We start from the raw sequence: 16,343 nt of genomic DNA on the forward strand, positions 1-16,343 counted from the left end.
TGACGGAGCAACGCATGCCGGAATTGCCTGAAGTCGAAACCATCGCCAAAGGTCTGGCCTGTCTGGTCACGGGCCGGGTCGTTGACAAGGTTGATCTCCGGTATCCGGGCATCGTTCTCGGGGGTACACCAGGATCTTGGGCGAAACGCCTTGCCGGCAAGACCATCCATCAGGTCCACAGAAGGGGAAAACTGCTCATCTTCACCCTGAGTGACGGGCTGTTCGTGGTCTTTCATCTCAAGATGACCGGCCGGGTCTGGATTGTTCCCCGGACATTCTCTCTGACCAGACACGACCATCTTGTTCTTCATCTTCTTGATGGTGATCGGATCGTGTTCAATGATCAGCGAAAATTCGGGTATGCGGGAGTATTCACCGCCCGGGAACTGGCCCAATGGCCATTTTACCAAAATCTTGGCCCCGAACCGCTGAGCCTGGATTTTGAGGCATTTGAAAAAATTATCCATGCCACCCGTGCCCGGATCAAGGCCGTGCTCCTGGATCAGCAGCGGATTGCCGGGATCGGGAATATCTACGCCGACGAGACCCTGTTTCGGGCTGGAATTCATCCCTGTTCCCGGTCCAATGGTTTGGCCGACGCCCAGGTTGAAACCCTGCTTGAGGCGCTCAAAGGGGTTCTTGTGGAGGCCATTGCCGCGGGGGGAAGTTCCATTCGGGATTATCGTGACGCGCATGGGGAGCACGGGTTGTTCCAGGTCCGTTTATCCGTGTACGGCCGCAGGGGATTGCCCTGTCCCCGGTGTGGAAAGACCCTCGTTTCCCTGAAGGTCGCCGGACGAACCTCGACCTTGTGTCCGTCCTGTCAAAAATGTTTCGGAACAATTCGGGAATCAGCGTGATGATTGTGTCTGGGAGAAAAGCCGGGAGGCCACCAGAGCGGTCGCCTCGGGAATGGGAAGGGGCTGGCCTGTCCATAGCCTGAATTGAGCGGCAGCCTGATGCACGAACATGTTCAATCCTGAAATGACCCCCACGCCCTCGGCTCGGGCCTGAGTCAACAGCCGCGTCATGTGCGGGGTGTAGACCAGATCGTAGCAGGTTCGACAGCCTGTAAAGGGAAACGGCCAGGGAGAGTCGTCCTGCAACCTGCCGTGCATGCCCAGGGGGGTGGTGTTGATCAGCAGGTCCGGACGTATCCTGGAGCGGCTGTCCCAGGGAACAAAGGTAGCTCCCGTCTCCCGGGCGAGGATGGCCCCTGCCGTGGCGTTCCGGCAGGAAACGTGGGCAGGTGTACCAAGCTGTCTCAGACCGTGCAGCACGGCCCGGGATGCCCCGCCTCCGCCAAGAACCAAAGCTCTTTTTGCATGGATGGACTGCTCTTTGAGGGGGGCCAGGAATCCGGTCACATCGGTATTGTCCCCGAGGAGTCGATCGTTTCGGGTTCTGACAACGGTGTTCACTGCCCCGATGGCCCGGGCCGTGTCCGTCAGAGAGTCCATGAACGGGATGACGGCTTCCTTGTGGGGAATGGTCACGCTCAGCCCGTGGATGGGCAGGGTCCGCACGCAGGTCATGAAGGTGTCCAGGCTGTCAGGGGCGATGTCGAAGAAATGGTAGGTCTTGGCCAATCCCCTGGCGGTAAACCCCCAATTATGGATGGTCGGACTCAGGCTGTGGCCCACCGGGTGACCCAGGATGCCGTATATGTGCATGGGGACGATCCTTGCTGATGTGAAAATGAAGAAATTTAAAAGATTTTAGAGAGTTAAGAGATTTAAGAAATTGACGACCCGCATGTTCCCTGCCCCCGTAGGGGCACGGCGTGCCGTGCCCGTTTGACCGAGCCCCGGGAGGCGAGGGAAAACATTCTTTTATGCAACGATTGCACCCCCGCAATCTCCATCCTGTCTGCATCGTAACGGAATTTCCAATCAAAAAACGCCGGTTCCTTCAGGAACCGGCGTTTTCTAGTTTTACAATGTCCCGTGCTCGGCCACATGGGCCGCGCCCGCGGCAATGGCCTCGCTGTTCTTGGGAATGAGATGGGCGTAATGGGGAGAGATGACCTTTTCCAGACAGCCCTGGATCTGCTCCACAGTGAGCACACCCGTGGCCTGGGCATAGGCTCCGGCCGCGACCATGTTGGCCATGCGGGTGTTGCCGAGTTTGTCCGCGATGTCGTTACAGGGAACGCCATAGGCCCTGATCCTGCCGGTATCAGCCAGTTCCGCGTCCACCAGCGAGGTGTTTAGGACCATGATCCCGTTATCCTGCATCCTGGGCTGGAATTTGTCCAGGGAGGGACGGTTCATGATGATCAGACTGAGGGGGCTGTGGATAATCGGGGAGCCGATGTCATCATCGGAAATGACCACTGCGCAATTGGCCGTTCCACCACGCATTTCCGGACCATAGACCGGCATATAGGTGACGTTGAGACCGGCCTCCATGGCCGAATAGGCCAGAAGGTTGCCGATGAGCATGACGCCCTGGCCGCCGAATCCTGCGATCACCACATCGTTGTATATGCTCATTATTCCTCCCCTGTCATATCTTTGAAGGTTCCAAGCGGGAAATAGGGGATCATCTCCTTGGAGATGCGCTCGTTGGCCTGAACAGGAGACATCTTCCAGTTGGTCGGACATGCGGCCAGAAATTCCACAAATCCGAATCCCTTTTTCTCGACCTGACAGGAAAATGCCTTACGCAGGGCCTTTTTGGCGGTCTTGAGGTGTTTGATCGTGTCTACGGCCACCCGCGCGGAATAGGCGGTTGCCCCGAGGCCGCCGATGATTTCGGCCATGTTGATGGGTAATCCCTCGAGTTCTTCGCACCGACCCGACGGGCAGGTGGTGGCCCGCTGCCCAAGAAGCGTGGTGGGGGCCATCTGGCCACCGGTCATGCCGTAGACCGTGTTGTTCACGAAAACCACGGAGACATTTTCGCCCCGGTTGGCGCAATGCATGATTTCAGCCATGCCGATGGAGGCCAGATCGCCGTCACCCTGGTAGGAGAAGACAAAGTTGTCGGGCCGGGCCCGCTTGACCCCTGTGGCCACGGCCGGTGCCCTTCCATGGGGGGCCTCCACCGTGTCCAGATTCAGATAGTTGTAGATAAACACCGAGCATCCAATGGAACCGATGCAGATGGTCTTGTCCACCACGCCCAGGTCGATCAGGGCTTCGGCCACCAATTTGTGGATGGTTCCGTGATGGCACCCGGGACAATAATGGGTGGCCCGGTCCACAACGACATCAGGCCGTGAGTAAACGAGTTGTTCTTCCATGTTATCCCTCCAGTGCCTTGAGAATGGGTTCTTCAAAATCGTCGGGCGTGGGCAGGTTGCCGGGAAGACAGCCGTAGAACTTTGAATCAGCGACTGTGCGGATGGCCAGCCGGACATCCTCGACCATCTGACCCATGTTGTGCTCGATGGTCAGAAATTTCTTGCCCTGAACAGCCAGTTCCCTGAGTACCTCGGAGGGATAGGGAAATACCGTGATCGGACGGACCAGACCGACTTTTTTACCCATGGAGCGAAGCTTGCGAATGGTCGACTTGGCGATGCGTCCGATAGAACCAAAGGCCACGACCACGAGTTCGGCATCTTCCACAAGGAAGGTTTCGCAATCGATCTCAGCCTCCATGGCCTTGTACTTTTTCTGGAGCTTGATGTTTTGAGCCGCCAGCTCGCCTTCCTGGAGAAACAGGGACTTCAAGAGGCGCGGAGCTCGATCAACAGCCCCGTCCAACCGCCAGTCGGCGGCTTCGTCCGGATTCAGGTTGTCCGGAGTCCAGGGGACAATGGGTTCCTTCATCTGACCCAGGATGGCATCACCCAGGACCATGACCGGATTGCGGTATTTGAAGGCCAGATCAAAGGCCTTGATGGTCAGGTCGTAGGCCTCTTGAGCCGAGGCCGGAGCAAGGACGAGCAGACGATAATCACCGTGACCGCCGCCGCGGGTGGCCTGGAAATAATCGCCCTGGGAGGGTCCGATATCCCCGAGTCCTGGTCCGCCACGGACCATGTCCACGATCACCCCGGGGAGTTCGCTTCCGGCCATATAGGAAATGGCCTCCTGCTTGAGGGAGATGCCCGGGCTGGACGAGGATGTCATCGCCCTGATCCCGCAGGCCGTGGCCCCAAGGACCATGTTCGCCGCTGCGATCTCGCTTTCGGCCTGGACGAACTGGCCCCCTGCATCGCGAATGGCCTTGGACATGAATTCCGGGATATCGTTTTGAGGGGTGATCGGGTAACCGAAATAGCATCTGCACCCGGCTGCCAATGCGCCCCTGGCTATGGCCTCGTTACCTTTGACAAAAATACGTTTTGGTGTCTGCTGGGTCATGACGCATCTCCTTTTTCGGGAGAGGTTTTGGTCCGAAACACAGTGATGGCATAATCGGGACAGATCTCGGCACAGAAGGCACACCCTTTACAAAGGTCCATCTTGTCCTCGGGAACCTCGGCAACCTTGTAACCCTGCTGGTTGAAGCGATTCGACTGGACAATGATTTCTGTGGGACAGACCTGGGTACAGAGCAGGCACCCTTTGCACCGATCTTCCTGGATCACGATTCTGGACATAACAATCCTCGTTGGTGGTTTGGGTTGCGTGTACAAGGAAACAACGTGGTTTTGAGTCAGCGCCGGAAGAAAACGCGGGACGTGATGGTGTTGGACTCGCGGTGTTGCCGGGTCACGGGTGACACGTTCGTAAGTCAATGGCGTTGAGGCATCAAGACCATCAGACCCTACTGTTTTCAGGGACATATATACATCCGGCATCAGACAGCCACCAAGAAGGAATCGGTGAGCGGGCAGAAGACCGGATTACAGGATCAACATGGCATCGCCGTAGGAAAAAAAACGGAAGTCGTGATCAAGGGCAAAGGAATAGGCCTTTTTGATCCTTTCTCTGCCTGCAAGGGCGGAGACCAGTACGATAAGAGATGAGCCGGGCAAGTGAAAGTTTGTGATTAAATGGTCAATCACGTTGAATTGATATCCGGGGGTGATAAACAGATTCGTCCACCCGGAGAAGGGATTGATCCCGCCGGTGAGGGCATGCATGGATTCCAGGGTCCGAACCGTTGTCGTTCCCAGGGCCACGATGGGACGTTTCTGGGATTTGGCCAGGGCAATGGCTGCTGCGGTTTCTGAGGAAATCTCGATATACTCTGCGTGCATGGAGTGGTCGCGGATGTCCGGGCAACGCAAGGGGCTGAAGGTCCCGTAGCCAACATAGAGGGTGATCTCTTCCCAGGAGATACCTTTATCGGCCAGGCTTTGGCGCACCTCCGGGGTGAAGTGCAGTCCTGCCGTGGGTGCGGCAACGGAGCCGAGTTTGTCTTCGTTGGCAAAGACAGTCTGGTAGCGTTCCCGGTCCTCTTCCTGGTCTTCTCGGCGAATGTACGGGGGCAGGGGCATGTGTCCGCCGGTCAGAAAATGATTGGTCAGATCACCCCGCCAGTGGAGCATGACCGTTGCCTGGCCGAATGCTCCACGGGTGACCACTTCCAGAAAGAGATCCTCGCTGAAGATGACTCTGCTCCCGGGCTTGGGTGATTTGGAGGCCCGGAGTAACCCCTGGACCTCTGCCCGGGTCCAGCCCGAGCTGGTTGCTGTTCCCCGGATCAGTACAAGGGGGGTGAGGAGAAGAAACTCCGCCTTGCCCCCGGATTCCTTGTGCCCCAGCAATCTGGCCGGAAGGACTTTGGTGTTGTTGGCCACGAGGAGGGCATTCTCCGGGAGATGATCGGCAAGGGAGCCGAACACGGTAGCCGTTTGCCCGGAAGTTTTCCGGTCCAGTACAAGGAGCCTGGAACCCTCTCGGTTGCGGGATGGGCTCTGGGCGATACGGGATTCGTCGATCTGGTATTCATAGGAGGCGAGATCGAAGTCCGCAGGGATGGTGTTTGTAACTGGTTGTTCAGGCATGGTTTTTTGATCGGGGTGAAAAAGAGTTGTCCTGTGCAAGGGGGGAGTGTCTGCGAGCAGCGGCGGCATCGACTCATTTTCCGCGTGTTGGGTTGTTGATGACGAAAGAGAAAACACCACAGTCGTCCAAGGGAAGAGTGTCACTATGCACGAACCGCTCGGGTGGCAAGCCTGGAATGCCCGGAAAAATAATCGGATCAGGCTGAACGGCTCTCAGGGTTGGCTGACCCCGTTTGGGTCGGCTCGAAATACCCTCGTCTACCGTACATCATCACGCCATTGCATCTCTCAATAAGCGCTAGAACGCCCCGGCGCGATTCCAAAAGGCGGCTTGGTAAACGACTCCTGGCTCGGTCAGGCAGGCAGGCAGGGGGCCAAAGCAAGAAATAAGCCGTGTCATTTCAGGTATTTGGGTAATATTTGATTGAGCCTGATAATCGGGCCACGGGGCTTGCTTTTTTGCCCTTGACAGGAGTACGAAAGAAGTTGAGCGAAAAAGTGTTTACGGAAATGTCCTTGCCCCTTGTCTGGAATCCGGACTAGGGAAATCGAGCCCTCCTTGCAGCAGGGGGGATGATCTCTCAGGGGCGTACAAGCGATAACCACGGAGGAGTCCATGTGCAAGAATTGCGGATGCGGCCATCGCAAGCCGTCCAAATATGCCAAGTTCATCAAGGAACATTATCACGATCACGAGCATGACCATGATCACGAGCACGCCGATCATCATCACGATCCCGAGACCGGTGAAACCGTGTTTCATGCCGACCATGTCCATGCGCATTCCCACGAGCATGAACATGACCACACTCACGAACATACCCATACCCATGCGCACACCCATGAACATGGAAAGAGTTGAGTACCAATAACAATTCGTTTTCAATGAAGCCGAAGACTGAAAAAAGACCTGCTCGGGAAACCGGGCAGGTCTTTTTGGATTCAGCAACGTGGTTCCTGAAGATTACAATCCGACGTTCTTCAATTTGGGACCAAGGTACTCTCTTTCCTCGGGACCAAGAATGCCCAGAGACAGGCAGATCAGGGTCCACAGATGGACAGTATACCAACCGCCTTCAAAGTACTCGTTCAGGAAGTGAATCTGGGAGTGACAGTTATGACAGGGGGCGATGCAATAATCGGCGCCTGTGGCCAGGATCTGGTCGGTTTTGACCTTGCCGAATTTGGCCCGCTGTTCCTTGTAGTCAGTCTGCTGGGTACCGCCGCCGCCGCCGCAACAGAAGTTGTTGGACTTGTTGGGGTACATGTCGACGAAGTTTTCTTCACCAACCACGGATTTGACAACAAATCTGAGTTCCTCGGCAATGGGGTCGCCCAAGGATTTACGGACCAGCTGACACGGGTCCTGACAGGTGAATTTGATCTTGAGGTCTTTATTCCAATCGGAATTGACAGGAAGTTTGCCTTCCCTGATCCATCTGGCGTAGTATTCAATGATGGATTTGAACTCGAACTTGGGGGTGATACCATATTTCTGCATTCCGGCCCGGAGTGCATAAAATTCATGGCCTCACTCGGTGTTGAGGAACACCTTGCATCCCAGGTCCTCGCAGGCTTTAACCTTGTTTCTGACGATCTGTTCCCAGGCATCGTCATCGGCCAGGAACATACAATAGTTTTCACCGCCCCAACCCTTGGAACCATAGGTCCAATCGGCACCGACCGTGTGAAAGATTTTCCAGGAGGGGATCATCTCTTCGGGTTCGGTTACGGGTTCGCGCGAGTTCTGGTTGAAGAAGAAATAGGCTCCCTGCTTGTCGATGGGTGCCTCCATATCCTTGAACTGAGGCTGACCCTCACGGACTTCTTCGAGGACGTCCTCGACAACGAATTTGAAGTCTTCAGAGTTGGCGCCCATGGCGCTGTTGCCTTCTGTTTTCAATGCAAGGTCGCAGGATCCCAGGATACCCGTGGGGCGCTCCTCGCGGGGCCAGGACTGGCGGGCATAAAAAACGAGCTGCGGGATGTTGATGTTCATAGGACAGGCGTGGACACACCGCATGCATTGTGTACACATCCAAACCCAAGGGGTTGAGGTCACTTCCTCATCCAGTCCCAGGGCAGCCATTCGCAAGAACTTTCTCGGGTCCATCCCCTCAAGACCGGTAGCAGGACATCCAGCGGAACAGGCCCCGCAGGTGAGACAGAGATTCAGATTCCCACCTTCGGGAACGATCTCTTTCACCTTGTCCATAAAGGTGGTCTTGGGTTCTGTCCCAACTTTGACTGCTGCGTCTGCCATATTCTCCTCCTTAGGAAATAATTGTTAGACACATGGCAATTCGTCGGGAACGAATCTTCTTGACGTTAACCATTGTAAGAATCTGGAAGGATTAAAACAGGTTTTGAGAAGGAACGTCTCAATGCTTCTAGATTCCATTACATGCTCAATTTCTGCGCGACAATGCCACGGAAAGGGAGAAATCGCAATACGCGAGCAGGAAATTCTCGAGTTTCCACGACATTAACGAAACTGGGATTGCTATAGAGAAATTTGAAGATAATTTCCAGTACTTATTATAAATAAAAATGAATCGCGAAGCGATGCCCACTGCCAAGGAAGTGAATAAACGGCAATGTTACGAAAAAAAATATTGTGCGAAATCGAGGTTTTCATCCTTGACGGACAGATAAAAACCCGTGCAGGAATTGTGCATTCAAAAAAACGTGAAACAAGGTTTGTATATGCATACTTCCTGCGCGGTGATCATTTTGGGACACGGAACCCGGCGTCAGGCGGCTTCACAGGGATTTTTCGCCCTTGTAGACAGAATAGGCCGCCGACTTTGGCCAGCCCGGGTCGTTCCGGCCTGCTTTTCGTGCGGCCAGCCGACACTTGATGAACAGGCTGCGCAGCTCGTGGCGGAGAATGTTTCCCGGATTATCATCTTCCCGTATTTTCTTTTGAGTGGAAAACACATTGCCGACGAACTCCCCGAGGTTGTTCAGAAGCTTCAAGAGGCCTTTCCCCGAGTCCGCTTCGATCTTCTGGAGACCATGGAGGACGAGCCCCTGCTGGAGGCCATCGTGGTCACCCGGTTGCAGGGAGATGTCCGGAGCGAGGCCGCGGTTGAACCCGATGCTTCCCGCGATGACGAGATCGTTGCCGGCCATTTTGCAACTACAGGTCTGTCTGACGACCGATTCCCTTTTTTCAAAGCCCTGGCCCTTGCCACCGGTGATCTCGCCCTGGCTGCGGACCTTCGGATGAGCGGTCCGGTCGATCGCGTCTATGCCGAGGCCACGGCCTCCAGCCTGCCCGTTTTATGTGATTCCCCGGCCCTGAGGGCTGGAGTGGAATCCATGGGACGTCCGGCCGTGTGCATCCCTGGATCCGCTCATCAGGGCAGATCGTTTCTCAAGGAGCACATGTCACAAGGGATCATTGCCCTGGGTTCCAGTTCCGCATGCCTCGATCTTGTTCTGGACCTGATGCGGGACGGCCTGAATCCGCGTCTCGTCATTGCCCTGCCCCCGGGATTTGCAGGCGCACCTCTGTCCAAGGCACGTCTTTCCAGGCAGCGTGATCTCGCATTCATTTCCAATGCGGGTACGGGTGGCGGGATCTCCTGTGTCCTGGCCATGATTCAGGCGCTGGAATACACCGCATCCCACTGGAGTAAAACGGGGATCTGATGTTTCAATCCTGCGGGACCGCAGTAAAAAAGCCGCTTTGGGAATTCCCGGGGCGGCTTTTTTTATGCTGACAGGATGTCGGCTATCGGTCCAGCAGGGACTCTCCATTGGTCAGCAGATCCTGGATCTCTGAATCCTTGAGGTGCAGGCGTCTTGCCAGCAACGCCATCTCCTCCGACGGATCAAACAGGGGGTAGTCGCTTCCAAAAAAAATCCGTTCCCGGGGGTGGGTGCTGAAGATCGCCTCCAGCAGGTCCTGGGGGATGGTGAACAGGGAGCTCGAGGTATCCATAAAGACGTTTTTGCCGGCCAGGTGATCGCAGACGTACTCCCAGTGATGGTAGCCCCCGAAATGGGCCGCGATCACCGTGAGAGAGGGAAAGTTGTCAATGAGCTCGGCCACTTTCTGGGGGCTGGAGGCATTTTCCTCGGGCGGTTTTCTGTCCCCGACATGGAGCATGATCACGAACCTGGTGCCAATGGTTTCGTAGATAGGTGCAAGGCGTTTGTCCGTCATGGAAAATCCCTGGAAATCCGGATGTATTTTGAGTCCCCTGATCCCCTTGTTTTCCAATCGGTCCAGCTCCTTTTCCCAATCTGTGTATGCGGGATGGATGGTCCCAAAGGAGAACAATTCCGGATAGTTTTCCTGCATAAAAATGGCCCAGTTATTGGCCGGGATGACCTGGTCGGGCTTGGTGGCTGCCGAATGCACGACCGCACGGTCGATGCCTGCTTTTTTCAGGCGGGGGAGAAGATCTTCCACCGTGCCTGTTCCGGTTGGAGATATGTGGTAATGGTCCTTAAGCTGGGCCAGGACCTTGTCCGCTATCTTGGGATGGAATGCATGGGTGTGGATATCTATGGACATGATGGCACCAAAAAAATCCGGGAATCAGGTTCCCGGAGGTTCGTAGGATTGTGCCGCACACGGGCGGCGGTACAGGCATGTGTCTGGAGACAACAGGGGAAATCTCGAAGAGCTGTGCGCGTCCTGGATCAGGTGCACAATTCCTTGAGCCAGTCCGGAACCCTGCGGGGTTTGCCTTGGGGATCGACAACGGCATGCTGGGTCGAACCAGTTGTCAGAACGCGTGATCTGTCCTCATCAGTGACTTCATAGATAAAGGTCAGGGTGGCCCGGGTCCAGCCGCTTATGGCCGTATGCACTCGAACACATTCGTCAAAGTGGGCCGGTAAAAAATAGCGGCAGGAGGCTTCACGCACGGGCAGAAAGATACCCTTTTCCTCAATGACCCGATAGCTCATACCTCGTTCACGGATGTACAGACTGCGGGACATTTCAAACCAATGCAGGTAGTTGGCGTAATAGACAACCCCCATGGCGTCGGTCTCACCATAGGAGACGCGATGGTCGAGCCAGGTGTCGGGAGTGGAGAAGGTGGTCGATGGTTTCATGGTAGTCACACAGGGTAAAAAATATCTTCGCACGGAGCGCAGCGGCATAGAAAGAGGCATTTTTCAGAGCAACCAGGTGGCGAGAATGCGTCGACCATGCCCGCTGCCTGAACGGTACGTTTTTTTGTCTTTTCGCTGCGCGAGTCAATGTGTTTTTTTCATGCAGAGGCGTTGGGACGCAGCCAGGAATATTACTTCCATCCGGCCCGTTCAAGAACCATGCGCATGAGAGCCGAACCAGAGTCAAGGTTCAGATCGGTTTGGGCGGCTACGTTTTCATCAAAGCGGCCGGCATCGTGATTGGGCTCGAGACCTTTCGCTCGAATCAGGAAAGGAACCGGGTCCGTGGTGTGGGTTTTGCGGACAATGGGCGTGAAATGATCGCAGGTCACGACCCAGAGAATGTCCCGGTCTCCATGGGAATCCAGGAGGGGGGCAAGGATTTTGGCGTCGAAATCTTCGATGGCCTGAATCTTTTTGCCGGGATCGCCCATGTGACCGCATTCATCCGGGGCCTCCACATGAAGATAGACGTAATCGCCCTGGTCCAGGTAGGCGCGAGCCGCGTCCACCTTGCCCTGGTAGTTGGTGTCCAGAAATCCCGTGGCTCCGGGAATGTCCATGACAGTCATGTTGGCGGCCCGGCCGAGTCCCTTGACCAGGTCCACAGCCGAGATGATTCCCCCTCTGGGCCCGAAGGTCGTTTCGAAATCGGGCAGGAGTAACGGGGTTCCCTGTCCCCATGGCCAGATAGCATTGGCGGCACACCTGTCCGACCAGGGACGCACGAGATCGCGGGCCTGGGTCAAAAGATCCATGAGCCGAGGACTCGATGCAAAGGTTGTCATGTCCGGCGCAATGGGCTGGTCCGTGATGTCGTGGGGGGGATTGATGACCAACCCGGCTTCCGGAGCTCGCTTTCCCTTTTTCTGGACCAGAAGATGCCTGTACTGGATGCCTGGATAAAAGGTAAAGGTTTCGTCCCCCAGTTTTTCCTGGAGATGCTCGACGATCTCCCGGGCCACCTTATTATTGATATGTCCTGCTGAATAGTCGAGCATGTCCGATTGGTCATCGAATCCCGAGAGCGTGACCAGATTGAGCCGCCAGACGAGGTCATCCGGATCGAGCTCAAGACCCTGGGCTGCGGCCTCGATGGGCCCTCGACCGGTATGATATGTTTCAGGGGCGTAACCGAGCAGGGCCATGTTGGCCACGTCCGACCCCGGCTGCATGCCGTGGGGAACGGTCTGGCAGGTGCCCATGCATCCTGTCTTGGCCAGCATATCCATGTTCGGGGTATGGGCAGCCTGGAGGGGCGTCTTGTTGCCCAATAATTCCAGGGGCCAGTCACCCATGCCGTCGGCAACGAGAAAGAGTATCTGTTTCATGGCAGGCTCGGTGGTATTTGGTAAAAGGGATGAAGCGCGAATGATCGAGGATCAAACGATTCTGTAATGCACGGTGGGGGCCATGATGAAATCACATCCATCGATTTCCGTAATCGCCTTTTGAACATCCCTGAGCAGCGCCTTGTGGCTCAGGAAGACGATGGAGACCCCTTGGCCCGGGTCGGCGGTTGGTTTCTGGACCGCCTGGGCGATACTGATGGCGTTGTTGCCCATGATTCCCGAGATGGCCGAAAGCACCCCCGGCCGGTCCTGAACCGTGAACCGGAAGTAATGTCCGGAGAGGGAGAGCATCGGGTCGAGGATTTCTGCCAAAGGAAGGATCGGCTCGGGGAACCCCGTGTTGTTGGGAGGATTCGGCTTTTTGGACAGGGCCATGACATCAGCCAGAACCGCGCTCCCCGTGGGCAGATCACCCGCACCCTGGCCGTAGAGCATGATCGGTCCGACCACGTTGCCCTCGAGGAGGATGGAATTAAAGGGTCCCTCAACCTTGGCGAGCATGTGGTTCTTGGAAATGAATGCCGGGAAGACCCCGGCCTGGAGCTTGCCTGCGGAGTCGGAAACCTGGGCCAACAGCTTGAGTTTGTAGCCGAATTCCCCGCCAAGGGCGATATCCTGGGCCTCGACATGGGAAATGCCGGTTACCGCGAGGTCGATAAAGGGGAAGTCCTGTCCGTAAGCCAGGCGGATGAGCAGGGTCAGTTTGTGGGCCGCGTCGATCCCCTCGAGGTCAAAGGTCGGGTCGGCCTCGGCATATCCCTTGGCCTGGGCCATGGACAGGGCGGTCTGGAAATCAAGCCCCTTGGCGGTCATCTCCGAGAGGATATAATTGGCCGTGCCGTTGAGGATGCCCAGCAGATTCTTTATTTTGTTCCCGGCCAGACTTTCCTTGAGGGTCTGAACAATGGGAATGCCCCCGGCAACACTGGCCTCGTAATAGAGTCCGGCGTTGTTCTCGGCGGCCAGGGCGAAGAGTTCTCCGCCGCGTTCGGCAAGCAGTGCCTTGTTGGCCGTGACCACAGAACGCCCTTGGGACAGGGATCGGGAAATGATCTCAAAGGCGAGACCGGTCCCTCCGATGAGTTCCACCACGATATCGATATCCGAAGTGGCCAGAAACGTCTCGGGATCGTCCGTGAAAATGGTCTCAGGGTCCGGGATAAAATGACGTTTTTTATGGATATCCCTGACAAGAACAGTATGAATGCGCAGTGTCTTGCCCAGCCGGCGTCCTATCCAGTCCAGGTTTTCCCGGATCGCCTTGGCCAGGCCCGTGCCCACGGTTCCGAAGCCGGCGACTGCCAGGTTGATATATGGTCGATTCAAGATGGGTTCCTCGTTGTTCAAGGCTGTTGCGACAGGGTGTGACAAATATCGGTCGAAAAAAACGTGGGTAGCAAAAAAATCTCCGCTTATCCAGAAATCATGCACAGGGAAAAAACCGCTGAAAGAGTATTGACGATGCAGGGTGATTTGGATAGGTACTCCCTTCCGTTCGTAAGGAGAGGTGGCCGAGCTGGCTGAAGGCGCGCGCCTGCTAAGCGTGTATAGGGGCAAAACCTCTATCGAGGGTTCAAATCCCTCCCTCTCCGCCATTTTTTTGACCGGAGGGCTGGCAGAGTTGGTTGATTGCACCGGTCTTGAAAACCGGCATACCTTCACGGGTATCTGGGGTTCGAATCCCTAGCCCTCCGCCATATCATACCTGTAAATATACATCCCGCACCAGAAATGGGCGGGATTTTCTTTTTTCATCCCCTTTGTTTTTCTTGTTTCGTCATCTGTTTTTGTTTACAGGTACAAGGCGTTGGCTGATTCGCGGGCCTTGATCGTGGCAAGGTCCTTTCTCATAGGCGTTGTGGTGAAAACATGGAAATCATACCGACCCGCTTCCCGGGATTGTGGCTCATTCAACCCGAGGTGTTTCAGGACCATCGGGGTTTTTTCGCAGAAACATACAATCAGCGGGATTTTATTTCCCATGGTATTTACTATGATTTTGTCCAGGACAACCATGCCAGATCCGAACAGGTCGGGGTGCTTCGGGGATTGCATTTCCAGGTTCCTCCTGCGGCCCAGGCCAAGCTGGTTCGTGTGACCCGCGGTGCCGTCTATGATGTGGTCGTGGATCTCCGCAGGGGATCGCCCACCTATGGGCAATGGTACGGTGAGGAACTTTCCGGGATAAATTTCAGACAGATGCTCATTCCCAAGGGATTCGCCCACGGCTATGTCACCCTGGCCCCCATGACGGAATTCCAGTACAAGGTCGATGGGTTCTATGCCCCTGAGCATGACGGCGGTCTGCGCTGGGATGATCCGGATATCGATATTCCCTGGCCGGTTGAAGATCCAATTCTTTCTGAAAAGGATATTCGATTGCCTCTGTTGAAGGATTTTGATTCTCCTTTTGTCTATACGCCTGTCTGAAGCACGGAGACCTCACGACATCGCGTGAACACTACATGCAACCCCAACGGCAAACGAGGTGTATGACCATGAGCGACGCATCCGAAGGCAATGGTTTTTGGGATTCCTGCCACGCCCTGATTCTGGCCGGCGGTTCTGGAACACGACTCTGGCCCCTTTCGCGAACCCTGCTTCCCAAACAGCTTTTGCCCCTCAACGGGACCGAGTCCCTGCTGCAACAGACTGTTTCCCGGGTTATGCATGTGCTCGACCCCAGGCGGATCTGGGTGGTGACCAACGAGGAGCATGTCTTTGAGGTCCGCTCTCAGCTCAAGAAGATCAGTCCTGCCCTGGAAAAACAGGTTCTGAGCGAACCATTGAAGCGGAACACCCTGCCGGCCATCATCCTGGGCATGGAGCGCATCATGAGCCAGAATGAAGATGCCGTTGTGGCCGTGTTTCCCTCGGATCACCAGATCAAGGACGAGGTTCGGTGGCAGGAGGCCCTTGCCCTGGGCAAGAAACTGGCCGAGCAGGATTATTTTGTGACCTTTGGCGTCACCCCGGACAAGGCCGAGACCGGATACGGGTATATTGAACAGGGCAAACCGCTCGAACCCGGTGGATTTGCCGTGAAGCGATTCGTGGAGAAGCCGGACCGCAAGCGGGCCGAAGAATTTTTGGCCAGTGGGACGTATTCCTGGAACAGCGGGATGTTCATGTTCGGTGCCGGCCCGTTTTTAGAGGCTGTACAGGAATTCCAGCCCGAACTGTTCGCCTGGTGGGAGAACCGCCGTGAACGGTCGCTTGAAGAGGGATATGTATCCATCCCGGAAGAATCCGTTGATTACGGGATCATGGAGCAGGCCAAGCGTATTGCAGTGGTACCCGCGGATTTTGGGTGGGACGATCTGGGTAATTGGGAGGCACTGCACCGGATGGGTGAAAAGGATGAAAACGGGTGCGTTGTCAGCGGCAATGTGCTTTCTCTGAACTGCAGGGAGAGTCTTCTCTATTCCTCGGGCGGCAAGCTGGCTGCAGTTGGCCTGGACAATATGGTCGTGGTCCAGACCCGTGACGCTACCCTGGTCTGTGACAAGCATGAGGTTCAAAAGGTCAAGAATGTCGTGGAGATGCTCAAAAAGGAAGAGAGCTATCTCGTTGAAGCCCATCTGACCGTGTACCGCCCCTGGGGGAGCTATACCATCCTCGAGGAAGGGCCCTATTACAAGATCAAACGTCTTGAAGTCCTGCCCGGGGCCAAGTTGAGCAAACAGATGCATCACCATCGCAGTGAGCATTGGGTGGTGGTTTCGGGCACGGCCCAGACCGAGGTCAATGATACCGAGTACTTGCTCACGGAAAATCAGTCCATCGACATTCCCAAGACAGCTACGCACCGCCTGGCCAATCCCGGCCGGGTCCCTGTCGAGATTATCGAGATCCAGACCGGACCGTACCTGGAAGAGGACGACATTGTTCGCTTTGACGACGTCTATGGAAGGATCAAGGACAAGGGCGAGGCCCTGAAATGACTC

At 55.7% G+C, this 16,343-nt stretch carries 16 protein-coding genes and 2 tRNA genes; 7 read left to right on the forward strand and 11 right to left on the reverse strand.

Annotated elements, in window-relative coordinates:
* Positions 1-14: 14 nt before the first annotated feature.
* Positions 15-860 carry a bifunctional DNA-formamidopyrimidine glycosylase/DNA-(apurinic or apyrimidinic site) lyase gene (mutM, locus tag ACTVJH_RS00945; protein WP_455986535.1) on the forward strand — a complete coding sequence of 282 codons (846 nt, stop codon included), beginning with the start codon at positions 15-17 and terminating at the stop codon, positions 858-860.
* Here mutM and aroE read toward each other — a convergent pair.
* From aroE to queA, 6 genes are all read right to left on the reverse strand, one after another.
* Positions 852-1,673, reverse strand: a complete 822-nt coding sequence (gene aroE / locus ACTVJH_RS00950; protein ID WP_455986537.1) for a shikimate dehydrogenase — start codon at positions 1,671-1,673, stop codon at positions 852-854. The genes mutM and aroE overlap by 9 nt on opposite strands.
* A gap of 261 nt (positions 1,674-1,934) precedes the next feature.
* The gene (locus tag ACTVJH_RS00955; RefSeq protein WP_455986539.1) at positions 1,935-2,495 is read right to left on the reverse strand and encodes a 2-oxoacid:acceptor oxidoreductase family protein; all 561 of its coding nucleotides are present in this window, start codon (positions 2,493-2,495) and stop codon (positions 1,935-1,937) included.
* Entirely contained in the window at positions 2,495-3,247 is a 753-nt protein-coding gene (locus ACTVJH_RS00960) for a thiamine pyrophosphate-dependent enzyme (RefSeq protein WP_455986541.1), read from the reverse strand. Before ACTVJH_RS00960 ends, ACTVJH_RS00955 begins: the two co-directional genes overlap by 1 nt.
* 1 nt (position 3,248) lies before the next feature.
* A complete protein-coding gene (locus ACTVJH_RS00965) occupies positions 3,249-4,316 on the reverse strand; it encodes a 3-methyl-2-oxobutanoate dehydrogenase subunit VorB (RefSeq protein ID WP_455986543.1) in 1,068 nt (355 codons plus the stop codon).
* A complete protein-coding gene (locus ACTVJH_RS00970; RefSeq protein ID WP_455986545.1) occupies positions 4,313-4,555 on the reverse strand; it encodes a 4Fe-4S binding protein in 243 nt (80 codons plus the stop codon). The genes ACTVJH_RS00965 and ACTVJH_RS00970 overlap by 4 nt, the downstream gene beginning before the upstream one ends.
* Before the next feature lie 246 nt (positions 4,556-4,801).
* On the reverse strand, positions 4,802-5,908 hold the full coding sequence (gene queA, locus ACTVJH_RS00975) for a tRNA preQ1(34) S-adenosylmethionine ribosyltransferase-isomerase QueA (RefSeq protein ID WP_455986547.1): 1,107 nt from the start codon (positions 5,906-5,908) through the stop codon (positions 4,802-4,804).
* A 616-nt stretch (positions 5,909-6,524) separates the two neighbouring features.
* On the opposite strand from queA, the gene ACTVJH_RS00980 reads away from it, so the two are divergent.
* A complete protein-coding gene (locus ACTVJH_RS00980; RefSeq protein WP_455986549.1) occupies positions 6,525-6,770 on the forward strand; it encodes a hypothetical protein in 246 nt (81 codons plus the stop codon).
* A gap of 102 nt (positions 6,771-6,872) precedes the next feature.
* Here the strand turns inward: ACTVJH_RS00980 and ACTVJH_RS00985 are convergent, their stop codons facing one another.
* Positions 6,873-8,171 (reverse strand): (Fe-S)-binding protein, encoded by a 1,299-nt coding sequence (locus ACTVJH_RS00985; RefSeq protein ID WP_455986550.1) that lies wholly within the window; start codon positions 8,169-8,171, stop codon positions 6,873-6,875.
* A gap of 443 nt (positions 8,172-8,614) precedes the next feature.
* On the opposite strand from ACTVJH_RS00985, the gene ACTVJH_RS00990 reads away from it, so the two are divergent.
* Positions 8,615-9,565, forward strand: a complete 951-nt coding sequence (locus ACTVJH_RS00990) for a precorrin-8X methylmutase (RefSeq protein ID WP_455986552.1) — start codon at positions 8,615-8,617, stop codon at positions 9,563-9,565.
* 82 nt (positions 9,566-9,647) lie between these two features.
* On the opposite strand, the gene ACTVJH_RS00995 is transcribed toward ACTVJH_RS00990, so the two are convergent.
* The 4 genes from ACTVJH_RS00995 to ACTVJH_RS01010 all read right to left on the reverse strand — a co-directional run bounded on the left by ACTVJH_RS00995 (position 9,648) and on the right by ACTVJH_RS01010 (position 13,722).
* The gene (locus ACTVJH_RS00995) at positions 9,648-10,436 is read right to left on the reverse strand and encodes an amidohydrolase family protein (RefSeq protein ID WP_455986554.1); all 789 of its coding nucleotides are present in this window, start codon (positions 10,434-10,436) and stop codon (positions 9,648-9,650) included.
* Between the two features lie 128 nt (positions 10,437-10,564).
* Entirely contained in the window at positions 10,565-10,984 is a 420-nt protein-coding gene (locus ACTVJH_RS01000; protein WP_455986556.1) for an acyl-CoA thioesterase, read from the reverse strand.
* 191 nt (positions 10,985-11,175) lie between these two features.
* A complete protein-coding gene (locus tag ACTVJH_RS01005) occupies positions 11,176-12,375 on the reverse strand; it encodes a cofactor-independent phosphoglycerate mutase (RefSeq protein WP_455986558.1) in 1,200 nt (399 codons plus the stop codon).
* Between the two features lie 51 nt (positions 12,376-12,426).
* Complete coding sequence (locus ACTVJH_RS01010) at positions 12,427-13,722, reverse strand: homoserine dehydrogenase (RefSeq protein WP_455986560.1); 1,296 nt, start codon at positions 13,720-13,722, stop codon at positions 12,427-12,429.
* Positions 13,723-13,897: 175 nt separating this feature from the next.
* Between ACTVJH_RS01010 and ACTVJH_RS01015 the strand changes: the two genes are divergently transcribed.
* From ACTVJH_RS01015 to ACTVJH_RS01030, 4 genes are all read left to right on the forward strand, one after another.
* Positions 13,898-13,991, forward strand: a tRNA-Ser gene (locus ACTVJH_RS01015).
* 11 nt (positions 13,992-14,002) lie between these two features.
* Positions 14,003-14,093, forward strand: a tRNA-Ser gene (locus ACTVJH_RS01020).
* A gap of 172 nt (positions 14,094-14,265) precedes the next feature.
* The gene (gene rfbC, locus ACTVJH_RS01025) at positions 14,266-14,826 is read left to right on the forward strand and encodes a dTDP-4-dehydrorhamnose 3,5-epimerase (protein WP_455986562.1); all 561 of its coding nucleotides are present in this window, start codon (positions 14,266-14,268) and stop codon (positions 14,824-14,826) included.
* Positions 14,827-14,894: 68 nt separating this feature from the next.
* Positions 14,895-16,340, forward strand: a complete 1,446-nt coding sequence (locus ACTVJH_RS01030) for a mannose-1-phosphate guanylyltransferase/mannose-6-phosphate isomerase (RefSeq protein ID WP_455986564.1) — start codon at positions 14,895-14,897, stop codon at positions 16,338-16,340.
* Positions 16,341-16,343 lie beyond the last annotated feature (3 nt).

This window comes from Desulfoplanes sp. PS50, assembly GCF_053851535.1.